Raw genomic sequence first — 18,284 nt, forward strand, 5'->3', positions numbered from 1 at the left:
GGATAACCCCTTGAAATGTGTGGTGGAGCTGGACGGAATCGAACCGACGACCTCTTGAATGCCATGAATGGGTGCCGCAGCGATAACCATACAAAATCAAACAGCTTTTGTTGGTCGATGTCACCCGTCACCCGGCAAAACGCGGCAAAAAGTGACGAAAAACGGTGACATCAGCGCCCAGGCCCTACGCTAGACGACCTCTACAGCATTGACCTTGCCCATCACCTTGGCAATGATCGCCTTCAGTTCCACAATGTCCACGGGTTTGGAGATGTAGTCGTTCATCCCGGCATCAAGGAACTTCTCGCGATCACCGGTCATGGCATAGGCGGTTATGGCTATGATCGGGATTTCGCGGATCGCCTCGAACCGGTCATTGAAGCGGATTGCGCGGGTAGCTTCCATTCCGTCCATCACGGGCATCTGGATGTCCATGAGTATCAGGTCGAACTGCTCCTGTTCAAGAATCCGCAACGCGTCTGCCCCATGCTCTGCCACGCTCACGCTGTGTCCAGCCTTTTCCAGAAGACGCTTGAGGGTGAGACGAGTCACGGCGTCATCTTCCGTAATGAGAATTCGCCAACTTACTCCAGTGGAGTCAAATGGCGTCCGTGCCAAGGGAACCGGAGGGTGCAGTGGTGGCATCTTGAAGGGGATGGATAAATAAATAGTAGTCCCAGCACCCACTTCACTTTCGATAGCTATTTCCCCTCCGAGTAACCTCACCAGTCGAGCCACGATGGAGAGGCCGAGGCCAGCCCCCTGGTAGCGCCTGACATAACTGTTCTCCGCTTGAACAAAAGGCTCAAAAATGCTCTTGGCTAGAGCGTCATCGATGCCGATGCCAGTATCGCTCACCGTGATCAGGACCCGACACGTTCCTTGCTGGACAACTTGTAAGGGTGACATTTCCGTCAACACGCGTCCTGCCTGGGTGAACTTAATGGCGTTGCCTATGAGGTTAAAGAGAATCTGCCTGACACGCGCTTCGTCCCCCATCAGGACGTGCGGCAGTCGCTCGTCAATAACGAATTCCAGAGCAAGCCCCTTTTCCTTGGCCGCAAGTGAGAAAAGGTCAAATACGGCTTCTTTAAGAAGCCTCGTTTCGAATCGCTCTTCGCGCAGGCTCATCTTGCCCACTTCGATTCGTGACAGGTCCAGGATGTCCGAGAGAAGGCTGGCCAACCGTTTGGAGGAGCGGATGGCCGTCAGGACGTACTGCTTCTGCTCGTCATCTTGAGCAGTGGTCTGAAGCAACTGGAGCATGCCAAGGATTCCATTGAGGGGCGTGCGGATTTCGTGGCTCATGTTGGCCAGGAACTCTGATTTGGCACGATTGGCGGCTTCGGCCTGCAACTTGGCGTTCAAGATGTCTGTCCTGTCCTTCATGCGGGCCACCGCTATCGCGAAGAGGTCGGCAAGAACTTCAACCGCCTTCAAGTCATCATCATTGTAGTCGCGGCCAGGATTTGCCAGGGCGATCTCGCCCACGAGATTCCCCTCGTAAAGGGCCGGTACGGCGAGAAATTGTTCGATGGGTACATGTCCATGGGGAAGCCCCTTGAAGGACCCGTGGCGGGAGGGAGCGTTCGTGTAGAATGGCCGACGGGTATTGAGCGCGTGGCCCCACAGTCCGCCATACCCTCCGGGGCCTTTAGGAAAGGCGATAGGCTTTTCTGTGACGTAGCAGGAGCCGTCCTCCATCATGTCGGAAAGGGTGTGCCCTATGTTGTTTCCCGTGGAATGGTCTATTGAGGATGCAAACCCGCAGCGGCTTCCTGTGACCTTCAAAGCCCAGGAGTGGACTATGGCTGCTATCCCTTCCAGGCTGGATCCGGCATTGATGAGTGTCTTGGCGAGTTCGGCCTGGGCGGCGTAGCGTCCCTCGCTCGCTTTCAACTCTTCGGTGCGTTTGGCCACCTCTTGTTCCAAGTTCTGGTACAGATGGGCGTTGCGCAGGATGAGCGCCAAGATGGGAGAGAGACGACAGAGCGTGCTCACGATGGAGTCGATGCCGCTCACATCCATGACCCCAAGCAGGAGAATGACGCCAATGCGAAGGCCTGAATACTGAAGCGGCACCACGAGGGAGTCTCCCACCCCGAGGTGCAGGAGCAGTTCGCCTCCCGGTTCGGAAGGGTCGCCGACCCTGATGAATTTGGCCTTGTCTATCTCATGGCTGAAAACGGCAAGCTGCTGGACCTCAGGCCTTGAGGCCAGCCCGCGGCGGCGCTCTGGAAGAACCGCAAGGATGGTGTGCGCTCCAACGCCTGTGAAGTGCGCGCATTCCATGACGACCACGGTCTGCACGGCCAGAAGCTCGCGAACCTGGCTGGCAATGTATTCGCAACACCGGCTTGGGGAATCGGCCAGGGCCATGATGCTCGTCACCAAGTCCTCAAAGAGAACCGCGAACGCGTTATGCTGGCGGATCTTCTCATCCATGCTAGCCGAGCCTCCGGATGACATCCATCACCCCTCGCTCCAGGTGTTCAAGCCCGATTGGCCGGACCTCGACGGGCATGTCGAAGAACGCCTCGATGTCTCTCAAGGTTCTGGTCGGAACGTCGGCCAGCCCCGTGTCCAGGTACATGAGCCGCGTGTGCATCTCGTGCATGAACTCCCTTGCCAGCGGTCGGTCCTTGAGGCCAAGCTCCACCCGGAACACCTCCTCCCAGCGCGAAGTCCATTCCGGCAGGAAGAAGAACACCCCCTCACGCCGCAACTGGCGGTACATGGTCTGGCCCAGGATGATGTCGCAGCAATTGACCCCCCGGACCTTCCTGATGCTTGGCAGCCTTGTCAAATCTGCCATGTGGGGGCAGCAGTCGCCATATACCAACGCCATGCGCCGGTCTTCGTTCTTGGCCAGCCCCAGTAGTATCTCATCGAGTTTGGCCGGGCGCATGTGCAGCATGGAGTCCAGAAACATCAGTCGCGCCTGTCCCATCACGGAGGGACCGAGGCGTGCAAGCTCTTCGCGGAAGATTCCGCAACTCACGAGCAGGATCTCTGCTGTGGCCGTTTTCATGTCATCTCCCTGCCAGCGTCCCGCACGGCCCGGCCCACGGCCTTGACCGTTTCCAAGGGGGTACTCCAGGGGACATCGGCGCTGCTGGTGCAGAATATAAAGCGGGGGTCGGCCTCGCGCTCCGACAGAATGGCTTGGGTCCGGTCGTAGGCTCCTTCAGGAGAAAGGCCGGGAAGGTGTGGGCCGCTCAAGTTGCCTAAAAGCACCGGATTGTCCCCGACGATTGCGCGCGCTTCGGCGAAGCTGTCGCGGTGGTCCAGGGCGAAGCCCAGCACATTGGGTAGGGTTTTGAACATGTCGAGGTGTGCGGCCAGTGGATTTCCGCCGTGGTGGAAGACAATGGGGCCTGGAACCCGAGAGAAAGCGCTTGAGAGGGGAGGGACCACATGCTCGCGCACCATGCCCGGGGTGAGAAAGCGCGGGTTGATAAACACTGCCGGGGTGGCTACGAAACTGGCGCCAGCCTCCAGCATTGCAGAGGCCAGAGCCACAAAATGATTGCTGGCTCTGCCCAGCAATTCGTCCCTCACCTCGAAGTTGAAAAGCAGGGCCTCGATCCACTCTCCGATGGTCACCAGCAGCGCGGGCAGATCCATAGGCGCGGTGAGCACGGCGGCGATGGGTTTTTCTCCTCCAAACTCTCGCGCCAGGAGCCTCGTGGATTCCACCAGATACCGAAGCCCAGGATCCTTTGCCATGTCCGGTGCACGCAGCGTAGCAAGATCGTTCAGCCCCTTGCAGGCGGGGCGGATGACGTTCGGCGGCGCTGTGTCGAAGTGCTTCAGGGTGCAGCCGAAAGCCTGCGCCTCGAGCGTCAGGGCGAATGGTGTGAACAGGATGTCCGGGTCTACAAGGTCCACCACGGCCCTCTGGCCGGCCAGGTACGCTTCCGGCTTGGAGTAATACTCCGACAGGCTACATCCCGTGAGTTTCGCCCCGTAAAGGCTCAAGACGAGGGAGAAAGCGCGGCGGTCGGCAGGCTCGCCCTTCACCGCCGCAAAGACGCGGTCGAGCGAGTTCATGGCGACACCTCTCCCACAGCAAGTGATCTGGCCCAGAGGATATCAAACAGGGCCGGGGCCTGGATCGCGCTGGCGCATGTTCCGTCGCCGCCCACCGTGTCCACCAACTCGGGGCGCAAGTTGATGACCGCCCCTCCAATGGCCAGCTGCACCCGCCCGGAAAGCCCCCTGCGGTCGATCTCCTGACGGACGAGGATGATGTTCTCCGCCGTGGTCAGCATCATGGCCGACACGCCGATTATGCGGGCACCCAACTCCTCTGCCTTGTCCACGAAATCAATGGGCGGCACATCGTTACCCAGATCCACCACCCCCCATCCGGCTGCGGCAAGGAATACGGCCACCATCTTTCTGCCCAGGGCATGGTGGTCGTCCTCAATGTTGCCGATGACCACAGGGCCTTTCTTCTCTCCGTCAGACTGTGGGGACGCCTTGGCCATTTTGAAGAGGATATCTTCGGCCACTTTCCCAGCAACATACCCTTGGGCAAGCGAGAGCTTGTCTTTGGCCCAGCGCTCGCCGATCTCCACAAGCACCGGCTCCAGAACCTCATGCACGGCATAGCTGAAGCCTTTGCCCGCGCCCACAGAATCCAGCAGTTCCACGGCTTTGTCACGCCTAGCCTCGATGATCTGCTCAAACAACGCCTCTTGGAGATCCTGAAGATCTTGGGTCAAGGTCAACCTCCCAGGGCTGCTGAATTGTCATGACCGAACATAACTCAAGTGCTGGATACCTTGGACGCAAGGAAACAATCAACCCGCTCCACGCAAAACGCGTTGGGATTTTGAAACAATTCAAGCGCCCCCCTCGAGAGGTGCTCTAATAGGGTTGGGTTGACAGTGCTAAAGACCGCGCTGCTCTGCCTGGCCACGCTGGACTCCACAGGGAGGCCCCCTTCGCCCTGCATCCCGCCTCCATGCCTTCCGGTGCCAGCCAGCGGAAAAGAAAGGGCCGGAGGTTTCCCCCCGGCCCCGGCTACGGTTATGCTGCCAAGCGTCCTACGCGCCGACGTCCTCGGCCCTTTCGTTGTCGGACTCGGGGCTAGCCGCACTGGCTCCAGGGACCTCCTCGACCTCGTTGGAGACCTTGGACTTCTTCTTGCGCCCAGTCACCTTGCCGTTGCCGAGGAGGAAGTAGTAGGCACCCTCTTCAGGATCATAGTGCAAGGGATATGACATGGTTTCACCCGCCTCATAGAGCGGATGGTCAATCAAGAAGGCCCCCGCACTTGCTTGATAAGCTGCCAGTTTCCCCTCCTTGTCCTTCTGTGCCTTGAAGGTACAGACGTCAGCACCGTCCACCTCCACCCCCTCGACGTATTGAAAAGCCACCTTGTCTTCGATCACGTGATCTCCGAACAGTGCTATCCGGCCTTCCTTGAGCCTGTACTCCCGAATAGCTACCGAGTTCACAGCCAATGTACCGTTGCTATAAATCGACACCGAACACTGACTGCCACGCCTGGAATCACGCTTTTTCAGTCTATACAGAGCCATGGCATCCTCCTACGGCTGCTTGGAAATGTTCGGGAGGAGGCCCACTGCACGAGCCTGCTCAATCTTATTGAAATGGTAATACGTGTCTGCCGTCATCTTGATCGTGGAGTGCCCCATGAGCTTGCTCACGGCGGCCAAATCTGCGCCGTTGTTCAACAGTGTCGTGCAGTACAGGTGGCGCACGTCGTAGAATCGTACTGGATAATCTATCCCGGCCTTCTCGCAGGCAGTCTTGAAGGACCTCCGCAAGGTCTTCACGGGACGGCTCTTGAACTCGATCAGGAAGGGCGTCGCGGCCTCGGCCTTCATGGCCTTCAGCCGCTCCAAGAACTCCGGCTTCAGCGGGACGACCCTCCAGGTCCGGGTCTTGGGCGCGTAGACCTTGATCTCGCCCTGGGTGAAATCGACCTGGCTCCACTTGAGGGCCAGGAGTTCGCTCTCGCCGGTCCTGACCCCGGTGTTGAAGGCGACATCGAGCGCCCAGGCAAGATGGGGTTCGGCGGCGGCGATGATCCGGCCCAAGTCTTCGACAGTAAGCTGGACGTCCCGCTTGGCTTCCCGAGGCTTCTTCCAACCGGCCAGGGGGTTCGCCGGGATCAACTTGGACGACACGCCGAAGTTGAGAATGGCGTTCAAGTAATCCATGTACCTGTTCCGAGTGCTCTGGGCCTTGCCCTCGAAACGGCCCGCGAAAACCAGGACGTCCTCGAACGTGAAATCCGCCACGGGCTTGTCCGGCAGTCCAGGCACGTAAATGCCGTTCAACAGGGTCACCATGTTTTTGACGTGGCCCGCCGACCGCCCGGCAGCCCGGAGCTGATCAACATACAGCTGACCAAGCTCGTCGAAGTAGAGACCCGTCCGTGGCTTGTTCCCGGGGACGCTCTGGCCGCGCTTCTTGGCGAGCTTGATCTCGGCGTCATACAGCTCGGCCTTCATCTTCGCCTCTGGCCCGGCCCCGAAGTGCTTCTGGCGCTGGACGCCGTTCTCGCGCCACCGGCAAAACCAACTGTTACCTTTGCAACGCACCATGACCCACCCCCTCCCTAGACGATGCTCTTCCGGGATCGCCGGAGGGTCACCGACTTTTCCATGAAAGTCACGGGGGCGGCCATGAACAGGTCCAGGTCTTCCTTGCGGAACCTGTTCCGCCTGGGGCCGTAAGTCGGGAGGGAGTAGCGTTTGTAGAGGTCGCGGAAGGCACGGAGGCCGTAGCCCAGATACGCGGCAGCTTCAGCCGTCGTCAGGAACGAAGAAAAAACCATATAAACCCCTAGTGAGGTTTACAATATGGCTTCTGAATGCGGGGATAATTTTGCGGCCACGTCGGCCTAATCGGTAAGTGTCGGTTTTATAATTCTTGCCGTTCGCCACGTCAAGAGTTCTTGAAAAAAAGGGCCTCGCGGCCCTTGGGCTAGATGGTATTCATCAGAATTTCCTCTACTTCCTCCTCCTGGATGCCCAGGTACCGACGCGTGATGGCCGGGCTCGAGTGGTTGAGCCTCTTGGCGATCACCTCCCAGCTTACGCCGAAGGTCTTGCGCTGTTGGTAGCACCACGTCTTGCGAAGCGTGTGCGCCCCGAAGTTGCCCTTGAGGTTCAACGCCGCCGCCCACTCCTTCACGTACTTGGTGACGGCGAAGGTGGTGAGTGGGTAGTTCTTGCCCTTTCTAGATTTGAAGAGGAAGTGGTACGGTTCTGGGGACACTGCGGCCAAGTAGCCGGTGATGGCGTCCATGATCTCCTTGTTGAAGATCAGAACGTTATCCTTGCCGGTCTTCTTCTCCCTGATGGCGATCCGGTCCCCGACCTTCACGCCAAGGACATCTGCGACTTTGAGTTCAAGAAGGTCTTGAACTCGCAATCCTGAGTTGATCCCCATGATGAAGAGCAGCCGATCTCGCGGATTATCCTTGAGCAACTTCTTGATGCTCTTCACGTCCTTCAAGTCTATGAATGGTTCGACTTTCATCATGACCTCCGAAGAATGTTTCTGTTGGTAAACCTGCCGAAAACGTACTTTCTAATCAGCTCCGCCTGCCTGCCCAACACGGACTCGGCAGTTAACTCGTTGAAATACGTGGACTAGCAGCCTCTTTAATTCTGAATGCACGTTTTTAGGGAAAAACGTACTTTCCTGATATGATGATTTCTCTATGAAAGTTATGAATATGAAAGCCGCGAAACATCTCTTGCAAAAGAAAAGGGGCACGCGATTAAACGTACCCCGTCACTCTTCAAATCGTCACGACATCCGAAGCATGATGTGATCATCCTCGATGTTCACCACGAACTCGTCGCCTTCGATAACCTCGCGGCCATCGAACTTAACACCCTTCAGGTTGATGCACAGGACTCCATTCTTCTTGACCTTCGGCCTTGAAGATGTCTTCATGTACAAGCCACGCACTTCGTAGTACTGCTTGTCATCATTGATGAGCTTCAAAACGTGCTGACGCAAAGTCTGCTTGTGTTTGATGGAAAGCTTCTCCATAATCTCACTCGCGCTCTCTCCAGCGTTTATGAGATGACGAAGCGCTCTTGCATCGTAGCGAGACTCAGGAATCCCTGTTGATCCTTCACCGTCTTCAGTGTTCTTTCTCTTGCCCATGATTTGCTCCATGTTATGAAGATTTAAATCTATGAATGATATTTCTCTATCAATGCATTGAATCTTCAAAATTCTGCGCAAAATCGCGCGAAAGAACGAAAAAACGAAGAAAGTCATCACCATAATCCGTTGAATTTCTGGGCAAAACAGTCTTTGGGCCAGACTTACCCCCTACGGGCTCCGGGGTCACGGGGGAGGGGAAACCATGGCCCAAGACCCTAGACGCGCTCCTCGCCCATTTTTGGGGCAAGGGCTCCCGGGGACACTGGAACCAGCCCCCAGAAACAAGCAAACATCTGCAATTTTGCACGAATTTGACGAAAAAAGAGGAGGCCAGCCGCGTTTGCAGCCGACCTCCTTACGTTTTACAGGACCCAACGCGAAATCGGGCTCGCCTGACTAGGTCAGAAGGCCCGAAACGGTGGGTAGGGGTCGAATGGAGCTGTCACCAGTCCAAGCGCCCTGTTACTTCCGGACGTGCGGTTTTCCCGCATCCGGCGGTTTCGTGATGTGTGCTTGATGTTGTTGTTTTTAGAATTGATTTTTAAGTTGATATCGATCTTGATTTTGCGCGCCAAATTCAAATCAATATTTTCTTGCACACTTCACGATGTCTCCTTACGAAACGCAGCCATGAACTTCATTGCTATTTCTCCCAGAAAATAGCCCGAATACGTCGGAACTGAAATTCACTTCCCTTGGTCTTTGTCACGGTCATTCTGAAGCATCCAGAACATAATCGCTTACATACGCCATTGCATTAATGAACTTCTGTTTACCACGAACATCGTTCAACGTATGCGCCACCTCTGTTTCGATCATGTTGAAGATGATCTTCTGGCTACTCCTCAGGTCTCAGCCTCTCCCCTATCCAGATCACTCCGTAATAAGTTGGCACGTCTTCAGCAGAATGATTCGATGGGAACGACCATTCCGTTTGTTCTGAAGATTAATTGTTTTTTGACCTTGCCATGTAAACATGACACCCCTAAAACAAGAGCATTGGACCGATGACAAATACAAGGCTCCCGTGGCAATTGCCTGTATAGTTTGGAAATATATCTTTGGATCTGACTTGATGAGCAAATCGAGACCAATATGATAGGAATATTTCTGTATTACTATGTCGAATATAAAATAGCCACCCTGGTCATCACATCGAAGACAAATTGAAACCCATGGCCTGAATATGAATGAGATCTTTACTGTAACTATAATGCGTATAATTGTACTGATTGTTCTGCAAGTTGATTATCTCGACCATCTCGAAACCGTTCCCGCAAGTTCTGTTGATGGCCAAACTATCGCAAACCCTAGAAACATGTTAAGGGTTTTCATTAGCTGTTACCATTTGGCAACGGTGCTGGGTGATGGGTGACGGGTGGATTTTCCTTTTTTTATTATTAAAATATAAAAAATATAAATCCAACCTATCACCTGTCACCTGTTTAAAAAGTATAATAATTTTATATATTTACATACAAATCCGAGGTGATGGGTGGAATCCCCCCCACCTGTCACCCAGGGGGTTGGGGTTCCCCCCGCCCCCCTGGGACACCTCACGGATCAGACCATCGCATCAACCTGTTCAGCTAAAACTTGAGGAGGGCCGCCACACGCTCACGTTCAGCCCGTTCACGCTCGTCCTCCTCGTCCTCGGCAGCAGGGTCGAGATTCTGGCCAGCCAGCCTGACCTTCAACTCCGTGACCTCCTTCTCCAGTTCAGCAAGTTTCAGGTCCGCAAGCGACAAGTACTGGTCGCAGAGCCTGAACTCGTAGCGATCCTCGATGACCTCCTGCGTCTTCATGCAAGTCATCCCGCTAGCACCGCCGTAGGCGCACTGGTAGCACATGACCGCCCCATCTTCAGGGGTCAGCGCCCGCGTCGGCACAGGAGGCTCTTTCGGGGTATACGGGTAACCCTGGTCATCAACGAACGGAGGATCAAGGTCCATAGGCGGCTCTTCAAATCCTCCTGGTGCCCTGGCAGGAAGCCCCCCACCAGGGTCACTGGTAAACGACGGCGGGGGCAGTATCGGGGCAGGAGGGAAGCCGTCCACGTACTCCAGGAGACCAGGATGTTCAGTGAACTCCGGCGGAGTAGTGACCGCGAACACTTCGCCTGTGTTGGGGTCAATGCGTTCAGCCTGTTCCTCGCAGGGGGCATCGCCAGAACCATGCGTGCCTTCATCCGCCGCGTTATCTACTGGAGCCACATACGCCAGCGTGAAGCGCTTCCCATTCCTGGTTTTGTTGGCTTCCAGGTAGACGCCCTGTTCCTCCAGGTGGTCCTTCACCCGCGAAAGCGCTTTGCCCAACTGGACGGCACTTTCCGGCCAGCTCGCTCCATTCGGTAAGCTCCGAGGCCGGAGTTTATTCAGGGCCGCCAGCAGGTCATCACTCCCCCCAGTGAACTTTCCGGCGCTCTGGGCCAGCTGGATCAGAGCCGCCGCGACCGGGTCACTGGCTTCAACCGCTTCCTTGGCTGATTCCCGCAAGGCCCCGAGGAGAGCGTCCATGTATCGCCGCGCCCCGTATCCCAGAATATCAGCCATAGCCGCACCATACCGAGCGAAATCAGAGTAGCGCGGCAGGTCCTGGAAATTAAGGGTCGGTTCCATCTTCTTCGCCTCCACAAGCAAGTCGAGCATGCCCCCGAGGATGTTCGGGCGATCCCTCTCGAAGGCAATCTCCAAGCCGCTCCCGGCGCTCTTTGTGAGAGTTTTCGAGCCCTCCATGTCGACCACCAAGCAGCGATCCAGAAAGTCCGTCCGGTTCGTTGGCAGGATCAAGGAGGTGATGATCATGCCCCTGCGGTAGCTGATGCGGTAATCGCCAGCGTTCGTGTACAAGGTACGCTTCTGAAAGCCGCCCCCGGTGAAGGCTTCACAGTACATGTCCGAGAGCCACGGGGGGATATCGCTTAAGTTGTCTAAGACAGGCAGGGCGTTAGAACCCATAAGCAGCGCCTGCTCTTCGATCTTGCGCGGCGATTTGTTCGCCCACGGGTCTGCAGGGTCGAGCAAGGTGCGGTAGAGCCGGGCTATCGTAGACTTCCCCTTCCTTTTGTCGCCCACCAGCAGGATGATCGGGCGTTCAATGTCGGCCATGAGCATTGCTGGCATGCTGGGGAGAACTAGCAGCTTCCCGTCCTCTGTGAGGTTCAGATACTGGGCGATCCGGGTGTAGTCCCCTGCGCCAATAGGCGTTGGAATTTCGAGGAGAGACGGAGGCCGCAAGAAGTTTACCATCGGGGTCGTCGAGTAGGTCCAACCGGCGGCGGTGACGTCCACGACCATACCGGAAGGGTTGGCCAAGTCCAGGATATGCACCCCATTGGCCGCACCAAAGCGCAGAAAAGTCTCTTCGTGAGGCATCTGCCGCGCTTGTGCCGCTACCAAACGGACCAAACCCTTGAGTTCGTTCTGTGACACGATGTTTGAAGTGGTCTTGAAGTAAAGGTCTATGATGAAATCCTCGAACCGCTGCCCGGATACTTCTATGCAATCTGTACGTGCGCCCGTGGGAATCTTTACGAATGCCTTGCCGGATTTGTCCTGAAATAATTTCGTAGAATTCAGTATTGTTTGTAATATTGTTTGTGCTGTCGTAGCCTGTTTCATCGTTCCTCGCGAGAAGGGGAGGCCGAAGCCTCCCCAGGTTGCTATTCAATCTCTACGGCGTCCTGCTCGTAATATCCGTATTCAGAATCGTGTGCGTTGCTATCAACGACCACCTTGCGGTTTCTAATCAAGGAGATAATGTCGCTCGTCTCGATGAGCACAATATTGTTGAATTCGCTGTATCCAATGGTTCCACTGCCAATACAATTCCAGACCGTATCTTCTGGCATCCCAATATTTTTCTGAATCTCGCTCGGGGTCATGAACATTGGGAGGCTCATGAACGTTCTCCAGACTTTTCACTTTGCGCTGCTTCCACAACCTGCCTGAGCGCTTCCTTCATGACCATCGCGCCTTGCAAGTTCATCTCGACCTTCGATTCCAATTCAGAGAGCCTCTCCGTGACGATCTCCAAATCCATCAGCACGGCGTTAAGTTCGCTCTTCATGGCCTGCAACTGCATCGTGTTTGCCGAAGCTACCGCAAAGTACGCCTTGGCGTGCTCTACGAGAGAACGTGCGGCTTTTGTTGAGTTTGATACTTTGCCCATGGGAATCCTCCTTGGTGGGCACATCAGGTTAATCTTCGGGGCCTTCGCCGACGGTCCATGTACCTCCTTCGTGGGTATGCTCTTGGAAATCTCTCGAAGACGATCTTAGGAACATTCTGTACGATCTTGGCGTACTCACTGTTCAAATCGCTCCCGAATGCAAAGGCTAGGCTGCTCTTCAACTTCTTCTGCAAACTGATCTTGAATTCAATAGATGGAATAGTATTCGGCGGACGCCGCAATATGGTGGGAAAATTAGCAGAGGGGAAAACGAGGAAAACGGTGAAGATTCATCACAAACCATGCCCGGGGAATCTCACCACAAGACTCTTGAAGTTACCAACCGAGCACTATGCAATTGTCAATGACCATGACAACCCCCACAAAACAGGCTGCCGATAAATTTCAATAGTCAGCACTGGCTCTAGTGTCAATCCCCTGCCTCAATTATTCATCTCCGGGCAACATCAGGGTCAGGACAGCCTCCCCCTGGTCGCCAGGGCCGACGTGGAGGATCACCGTGACCTTCTCCCGCCCCCCTGGCCGCATAAGGAAGAGCACCTCGAACTCCACTCGGTTATGGTTCATGCCCCTCCTGGCCGCGATCATCGCCAGGGAGAGAAGATCATGGAGGCGGCCCTCAACGCTCTGACCCTCTCCCTCCAGGCCCTCCGGTGGCACGACGTGCCCGTGGAAGAGGTTGTCCGTGACCGCCGTGGGCAGTTTGAAGCCATACTCGCGGGCGGCGGCGCTGATGTCGACGAGCACGCCGTCATCCAAGGCTTGGGCGCGCGTGTAGCTGTAGATGATTTCGAAGTCGGAAAAAGGCATGAGGCCCTCCAGAGTGATTCAGGATGTGGAGGTCCATGGGTATCCTGGGTCGGGAGGGATGGTCACGGGAGGGCCGGAAAGTAGCCGACGCGAAAACAGGCTTTGGGCCAAAAACGCCCCCTCCTGGGCTCCGGCCCGGAAGGGGACGGGAGGGCAAGCGCTGGGCCCCATACCTGGCATCCTTGGCCAGGACATCGAGGTAAGCCAAATGGCGGCTTGTGCCGTCGAAGAAGAGGCAGAGGACCTGTTTGAAAAGTTCGACGATGGCTAGGCCCTTGGGGTGCTTGCGCATGGAGCCAAATAGCCGTTCGACGTGCGGGAAAAGGGTAATGCCCCGGAGGTGGCGGGCAAACAGGTTGAGACCAGCACGGTCGGTCAGGCAATCGTTCGCAACCTGGACATCATTGATGAAATCTGCTTATTATGCATTACGCTAGGCCCGGATGAACTCGGTTGAACCGGCATGACTACCTACGTCAGGGAGACGGCTATGCACAAGTGCGCTTTCATTATCTTCCTCAGCCTTGTCTTGCTGGCCGAAGCGGTTCACGCGCAAGTCAAACAGTACAGGGTTGGCGTGTTGTACTGGTCCATGAACATTCCTGGGCAGGTTGCCATGCGCGAAGGCCTGGAACAGGAGGCCCAGCGCATAAACGATGCCGCTAAAGCCAGCGGGAAACCCAGTGTGGTTCTTGAGGCCAAAGTGGCAGGCGACGGCGAGCAGGGCATCGAGAACCAGGTTCGCCAGATGAAGGAGTTCATCACTGCCAAGGTGGACATGATCATCGTTCAGCCAACGGACAACGCCGCCCTGGCCGATCCTCTGATCGCGGCCAACAACGCCAATATCCCCGTTGTTGCCTACGACCAGTACATAAGCCGGGGGAAGCTGGCAGCCTACAGGACGTCGGACAACTACCAGGCCGGTTTTCTTGGTGGGGAATACATCGCCGCGCGCTTTAAGGACAAGCCGGAGATCAAGCTGGTTCTTGTGGAATACCCACACGTTTCGTCCACCGTTGAGAGAGTGAACGGCTTTCTCGACGCTCTGGCACAGTCAAAAAGATCCTACAAGCTCTTGAAGAGCTACTCCGCTGTGGAACCTGTGGCAGGCAAAAAGGTCGCCGGAGACATTCTGCGGGAGTTCCCGGAACAAGGAAGCATCGACGTCGTCTTTACAGTGAACGATGGCGGCGGACTGGAAGTGGTTAATGGTCTTGGCAACGCGGGCCGTACGGAAATCCAGGTGGCCACGGTGGATGGGGACCCAGCCTCGGTGGGCAACATTCGGGCGGGCTGGCTAACCGTGATCGACGCGGCCCAGTTTTGCGGCCCCTTGGGCGCTGAAACCATGCGGGCGGCATACGCCGTGCTGAGCGGCGAGAATCCGCCCCAGCACGCCCTGGTGCCGGTATTTCCCATAACGCAAGAGACGCTCGCGGCGTATCCCGGCTGGATGGGCCCATTGCCTGAATCATTTGCAAAGCCCTGGCCCAGTGTCGTCCCCCTGTGGGAAAACACACTGCGCGTGGTTAAGCCTTAGAGGGGAGACCATATGCCGTCCGCAGACGCCCCCTTACGCTATGAGCGCAGGTTCGCCATAAGCTTTGGGGGCGTTTTGCTGGTGCTCATGCTCCTGGCCACTGGAGCAACGTTTTTGCTTTTGCAGCAACAGCAGGAGCGCGACGAGGACCGTCTGTGCGAAACCATCACTGCCATCGTCAGCGAGTCCATCAGCCGGGTGAGCTTCTCCGGGAAACACCACGCCCGCCTGATGGCGCAAGACATCCTGGTCAGGGCTCCCCAGCTGGCCTACATATCCATCGAAACAAAAGCAGGGGAGGTGTTGGCCCACAGCTCCCCGGAACGCAACGACTCCAGGCTGAACGAAGAAGCCCTGGCCCAGGCCAAGCAAAGCCTGGAATCCGGCCGTCCCGTGCTGACCCAGCGACACTGGGGAAAGGACCTGGTGAAGGAAGTCATCGTTCCTTACCGTGGCGGGTTCGACAACCAAGTACTGGGCGTGGTGCGCGTGGGCGTTGGCCTGTCCGAGTCCCGGGCGGTCATGGCCGCGATCATGGCCAGGCTCCTGGTGCTTATTGCATGCCTGACCATGGCGGCCATTTTCGCTGTCTTCTGGCTCAGCAGGTACTACGGAAGGACCACCACCAGCCTAGCCAGCCAATTGCGCGGCATTTTAGACAACGCGCCCCTGGCCATTTGCGTAAGCGACTCCAAGGGACATCTGCTGGCCTGCAGCGCGGCTTTCCACTCTCTGCTGAGAACGTCCGGCAGCGAATCCTGTCCAGAATGCTTGCTTGTCTCCATGCTGCCTCCCGAGGCAAGCATCTTGATGCAACAGCTTTTGGCACAGGAATACAGCGCGCTTACGCGAATCAATGAAGAACTGAACGTATCGCTTCCTGAAGGCGAACGCATCTGGCATTTTCTTGGATTCCCCATCTCCCTGAGCACTTCAGGCGCGGTTCTCCAGTACTGCGTGGTCATCAGCGACATCACTGAGGAAAAATCCGCGCAGAGAAGGATGCAGGACGTTCTGGAACGCCTGCGTACAATAACGGCAACTGTTCCAGTGGTTCTCTACGAGGTCGCACCCGCCAACACGGACCCGCTGGAATTCCGGTTCGGCTTCGTGAGCGAGAAGGTCCGCGAGCTGCTTGGAATATCCGCCGACGAACTGATGAGGGATCCAGGAATTCTTCTCTCCCTTGTCCATCCCGATGATCGCGAAGGCTTCATGCAGGCCAACTATGATGCCCTCAGGAGGCTTGGCCCCTTCCTGTACGACTTCCGGGTAGAATTACAAAACGGTGAACAAAAATGGGTGCGTGCCGCGTCCATACCCGGCGGCTCTTCCGCCCAAAGCACGAGCTGGAGCGGCTATCTCATGGACATCAGCCAGTCCAAGCTTGCCGGGCTGGCCCTGGCCAGCAGCGAAAAGAAATACCGGCTTCTGGTGGAGCACCAGACGGATTTGGTTGTCAAAGTGAACACCTCAGGCCGCTTCCTCTACGTGAGTCCCTCCTATTGCCAAACCTTCGGCAAATCGGAAGAGGAGCTCTTGAAGACCACTTTTATGCCCCTGGTGCACGAGGACGACAAGGAGGCCACGCGGGACGCCATGGAGGCCCTGTATGTGCCGCCCCACACGGCCTACATGGAACAGCGGGCCATGACGGCGAACGGCTGGCGCTGGTTCGCCTGGAACGATTCGGCCGTGGTCGATGCCAGCGGGGCCATCGTGGAGATAATAGGCGTTGGCCGTGACATCACCGAGAGAAAGAACCTGGAGTTGCGCTTGGCCGACCAGCTGGCCTTTCAGCAGGCCCTCATGGACACCATACCCTACGCGGTGTTCTACAAAGGGCCGGATTCGCGTTTCGTGGGCTTTAACAAGGCCTACGAGGACTGTTTCGGAGTCAGGCGGGAGGACCTTATCGGCAAACGGGTGCTGGACCTCGAGTACCTGCCCATGGCCGACCGCAACGCCTACCAGGCCGAGGACGTGGCCGTCATAGAGAGCGCCGGGCGCGTGCACAAGGAAATGCCCATCCCCTTTGCCGACGGGAAGCTGCACCAGACGCTCTATTCGGTCACGGGTTTCCGCCTTTCCGATGGCCAGACCGGGGGACTCATCGGCATCATCGTGGACATTACGGAGCGCAAGTACAACGAGGAAAAGCACCGGGTGCTCTTCGAAGCCTCTCCGGACGCCATCTTCCTCGTGAAGAACAGCCTCATCGTAGACTGCAATCCCAAAGCTCTTACCTTAATGAACTGCGGAAAGGACCAATTGACCGGCCGCAACCCAGGCGAACTCTCCCCAACCTTCCAGGCGGGTGGTGAAGAGTCCGTGGCCCTGGCCACCAGGAGGATGCAAGAGGCGCTTGAAGGACGGCCGCAAACGTTCGAGTGGGTGCATCAACGGCCTGACGGCACGGAGTTCACCGCAGAAGTCTCACTGTCGGTCATGGATCTTTACAGCGAAACCTTCGTGATCTGTTTTTTCAGGGATATAACGGACCGCAAGCGGATGCAGGAACTCATGGTCCAGACCGAGAAGATGATGAGCGTGGGCGGTCTGGCCGCAGGCATGGCCCACGAGATCAACAACCCGCTCTCCGGCATCCTCCAGAGCATCCAGGTCATGAGCCGGAGGCTCAAATCGCCCGATCCGACGAACCTCAAGGCCGCTGAAGAGGCGGGGTGCACGTTCGAGAGCATCAAACACTTCATGGAAAGGCGTGAAATCCTAACTTCACTCGAAACCATGCGCGACGCTGGCGTGAGGGCCGCGCGTATCGTGGCCAGCATGCTCGAATTCAGCCGCACCAGCAGCAGCGAATTCGCGCCCGTGGAGATCAATTCGCTGCTCAACAAATCCCTGGACCTCTGCGCCACGGACTATGACCTGAAGAAGAAGTACGATTTCAGAAAGATCGTCATCGAAAAGGAATTCGCTTCAGGCCTTTCCCCGGTCCTAGGTTCGGCCACTCAGATCCAGCAGGTGTTCATGAACATCCTCACCAATTCCGCCCAGGCCTTGGCGGGAGCGGCCTCTCCGACATTATCCCTGCGGACCGAAGCCTCAGAAGGCTGGGTGAGGATAGAAATCGAGGACAACGGGCCCGGCATGTCGCCGGATGTCCGCAAGAGGATCTTCGAGCCATTTTTCACTACCAAGGGGGTGGGTGAGGGCACCGGGCTTGGCTTGTCGGTTTCCTACTACATCATCACCAACAACCACGGGGGGACGCTCGATGTGGAGTCCTCTCCCGGCGAGGGGGCACGGTTCATTATCAGACTGAAAGCGGCGAAGGCCGTTGTCCGCTCCCAGTCCTAACCTCCTCTGACAGTGTCTCTTCCGGAGGACGATCTGTGCACGATCGCGTCCAGGGCAACTGCGGCTCCCTGGTGCAGGGAGAACAGAAGCGCCGCGCACTCCGGGTAAGCGCCCGTGCTTGCGGGATGATCCGCTGGGAGAAAAGGCTGTGATTTGACGGATGATGAAGAAAAACAGTCGGGCCATGAGGCCTCATCCAATGAGGTGAACGCCTGCCCAAGGGTTATCCGGAGTAAAATTGAAACAATACAGC

General features: G+C 56.7%; 15 protein-coding genes. 2 read left to right on the forward strand and 13 right to left on the reverse strand.

From position 1 onward, the window contains the following. Positions 1-189: 189 nt before the first annotated feature. The 13 genes from NNJEOMEG_RS03070 to NNJEOMEG_RS03130 all read right to left on the reverse strand — a co-directional run bounded on the left by NNJEOMEG_RS03070 (position 190) and on the right by NNJEOMEG_RS03130 (position 13,167). On the reverse strand, positions 190-2,445 hold the full coding sequence (locus tag NNJEOMEG_RS03070; RefSeq protein WP_173081222.1) for a response regulator: 2,256 nt from the start codon (positions 2,443-2,445) through the stop codon (positions 190-192). 1 nt (position 2,446) lies between these two features. Beyond that, entirely contained in the window at positions 2,447-3,031 is a 585-nt protein-coding gene (locus tag NNJEOMEG_RS03075; RefSeq protein ID WP_173081224.1) for a DUF1638 domain-containing protein, read from the reverse strand. Then, positions 3,028-4,053 carry a uroporphyrinogen decarboxylase family protein gene (locus NNJEOMEG_RS03080; RefSeq protein ID WP_173081226.1) on the reverse strand — a complete coding sequence of 342 codons (1,026 nt, stop codon included), beginning with the start codon at positions 4,051-4,053 and terminating at the stop codon, positions 3,028-3,030. Before NNJEOMEG_RS03080 ends, NNJEOMEG_RS03075 begins: the two co-directional genes overlap by 4 nt. After that, positions 4,050-4,730: a cobalamin B12-binding domain-containing protein gene (locus NNJEOMEG_RS03085; RefSeq protein ID WP_173081228.1), complete on the reverse strand. Its 681-nt coding sequence runs from the start codon at positions 4,728-4,730 to the stop codon at positions 4,050-4,052. The genes NNJEOMEG_RS03080 and NNJEOMEG_RS03085 overlap by 4 nt, the downstream gene beginning before the upstream one ends. Positions 4,731-5,054: 324 nt before the next feature. Continuing rightward, the gene (locus NNJEOMEG_RS03090) at positions 5,055-5,402 is read right to left on the reverse strand and encodes a hypothetical protein (protein WP_173081230.1); all 348 of its coding nucleotides are present in this window, start codon (positions 5,400-5,402) and stop codon (positions 5,055-5,057) included. 159 nt (positions 5,403-5,561) lie between these two features. After that, positions 5,562-6,491, reverse strand: coding sequence for a tyrosine-type recombinase/integrase (locus tag NNJEOMEG_RS03095; protein WP_235956815.1), 930 nt, complete (start codon positions 6,489-6,491; stop codon positions 5,562-5,564). 107 nt (positions 6,492-6,598) lie between these two features. Continuing rightward, positions 6,599-6,817 carry a helix-turn-helix domain-containing protein gene (locus NNJEOMEG_RS03100; RefSeq protein ID WP_173081234.1) on the reverse strand — a complete coding sequence of 73 codons (219 nt, stop codon included), beginning with the start codon at positions 6,815-6,817 and terminating at the stop codon, positions 6,599-6,601. Positions 6,818-6,966: 149 nt separating this feature from the next. Beyond that, a complete protein-coding gene (locus NNJEOMEG_RS03105) occupies positions 6,967-7,524 on the reverse strand; it encodes a tyrosine-type recombinase/integrase (RefSeq protein ID WP_173081671.1) in 558 nt (185 codons plus the stop codon). A gap of 273 nt (positions 7,525-7,797) precedes the next feature. Beyond that, on the reverse strand, positions 7,798-8,163 hold the full coding sequence (locus tag NNJEOMEG_RS03110; protein ID WP_173081236.1) for a hypothetical protein: 366 nt from the start codon (positions 8,161-8,163) through the stop codon (positions 7,798-7,800). A 1,592-nt stretch (positions 8,164-9,755) separates the two neighbouring features. After that, positions 9,756-11,786 (reverse strand): AICE element replication initiation protein, encoded by a 2,031-nt coding sequence (locus NNJEOMEG_RS03115; protein ID WP_173081238.1) that lies wholly within the window; start codon positions 11,784-11,786, stop codon positions 9,756-9,758. Between the two features lie 41 nt (positions 11,787-11,827). Then, on the reverse strand, positions 11,828-12,067 hold the full coding sequence (locus NNJEOMEG_RS03120; RefSeq protein ID WP_173081240.1) for a hypothetical protein: 240 nt from the start codon (positions 12,065-12,067) through the stop codon (positions 11,828-11,830). Further along, entirely contained in the window at positions 12,064-12,336 is a 273-nt protein-coding gene (locus NNJEOMEG_RS03125; protein WP_173081242.1) for a hypothetical protein, read from the reverse strand. Before NNJEOMEG_RS03125 ends, NNJEOMEG_RS03120 begins: the two co-directional genes overlap by 4 nt. A 447-nt stretch (positions 12,337-12,783) precedes the next feature. Beyond that, a complete protein-coding gene (locus tag NNJEOMEG_RS03130) occupies positions 12,784-13,167 on the reverse strand; it encodes a DUF6573 family protein (RefSeq protein ID WP_173081244.1) in 384 nt (127 codons plus the stop codon). A 490-nt stretch (positions 13,168-13,657) separates the two neighbouring features. Here NNJEOMEG_RS03130 and NNJEOMEG_RS03135 point away from each other — a divergent pair, with 490 nt between their 5' ends. Continuing rightward, positions 13,658-14,710 carry a sugar ABC transporter substrate-binding protein gene (locus NNJEOMEG_RS03135; protein WP_173081246.1) on the forward strand — a complete coding sequence of 351 codons (1,053 nt, stop codon included), beginning with the start codon at positions 13,658-13,660 and terminating at the stop codon, positions 14,708-14,710. 12 nt (positions 14,711-14,722) lie between these two features. Beyond that, on the forward strand, positions 14,723-18,031 hold the full coding sequence (locus tag NNJEOMEG_RS03140; protein WP_173081248.1) for a PAS domain-containing sensor histidine kinase: 3,309 nt from the start codon (positions 14,723-14,725) through the stop codon (positions 18,029-18,031). Positions 18,032-18,284 lie beyond the last annotated feature (253 nt).

Origin of the sequence: Fundidesulfovibrio magnetotacticus (genome assembly GCF_013019105.1) — a bacterium.
Lineage (GTDB): Bacteria > Desulfobacterota > Desulfovibrionia > Desulfovibrionales > Desulfovibrionaceae > Fundidesulfovibrio > Fundidesulfovibrio magnetotacticus.

Bases quoted from the DNA above. Each gene is read 5' to 3' on its own strand.
- NNJEOMEG_RS03105 (WP_173081671.1), bottom strand. From the start codon at position 7,524: ATGAAAGTCGAACCATTCATAGACTTGAAGGACGTGAAGAGCATCAAG.
- NNJEOMEG_RS03080 (WP_173081226.1), bottom strand. From the start codon at position 4,053: ATGAACTCGCTCGACCGCGTCTTTGCGGCGGTGAAGGGCGAGCCTGCC.
- NNJEOMEG_RS03135 (WP_173081246.1), top strand. From the start codon at position 13,658: ATGCACAAGTGCGCTTTCATTATCTTCCTCAGCCTTGTCTTGCTGGCC.
- NNJEOMEG_RS03110 (WP_173081236.1), bottom strand. From the start codon at position 8,163: ATGGGCAAGAGAAAGAACACTGAAGACGGTGAAGGATCAACAGGGATT.
- NNJEOMEG_RS03070 (WP_173081222.1), bottom strand. From the start codon at position 2,445: ATGGATGAGAAGATCCGCCAGCATAACGCGTTCGCGGTTCTCTTTGAG.
- NNJEOMEG_RS03140 (WP_173081248.1), top strand. From the start codon at position 14,723: ATGCCGTCCGCAGACGCCCCCTTACGCTATGAGCGCAGGTTCGCCATA.
- NNJEOMEG_RS03115 (WP_173081238.1), bottom strand. From the start codon at position 11,786: ATGAAACAGGCTACGACAGCACAAACAATATTACAAACAATACTGAAT.
- NNJEOMEG_RS03075 (WP_173081224.1), bottom strand. From the start codon at position 3,031: ATGAAAACGGCCACAGCAGAGATCCTGCTCGTGAGTTGCGGAATCTTC.
- NNJEOMEG_RS03125 (WP_173081242.1), bottom strand. From the start codon at position 12,336: ATGGGCAAAGTATCAAACTCAACAAAAGCCGCACGTTCTCTCGTAGAG.
- NNJEOMEG_RS03120 (WP_173081240.1), bottom strand. From the start codon at position 12,067: ATGAGCCTCCCAATGTTCATGACCCCGAGCGAGATTCAGAAAAATATT.
- NNJEOMEG_RS03095 (WP_235956815.1), bottom strand. From the start codon at position 6,491: ATGAAGGCCGAGCTGTATGACGCCGAGATCAAGCTCGCCAAGAAGCGC.
- NNJEOMEG_RS03100 (WP_173081234.1), bottom strand. From the start codon at position 6,817: ATGGTTTTTTCTTCGTTCCTGACGACGGCTGAAGCTGCCGCGTATCTG.
- NNJEOMEG_RS03130 (WP_173081244.1), bottom strand. From the start codon at position 13,167: ATGCCTTTTTCCGACTTCGAAATCATCTACAGCTACACGCGCGCCCAA.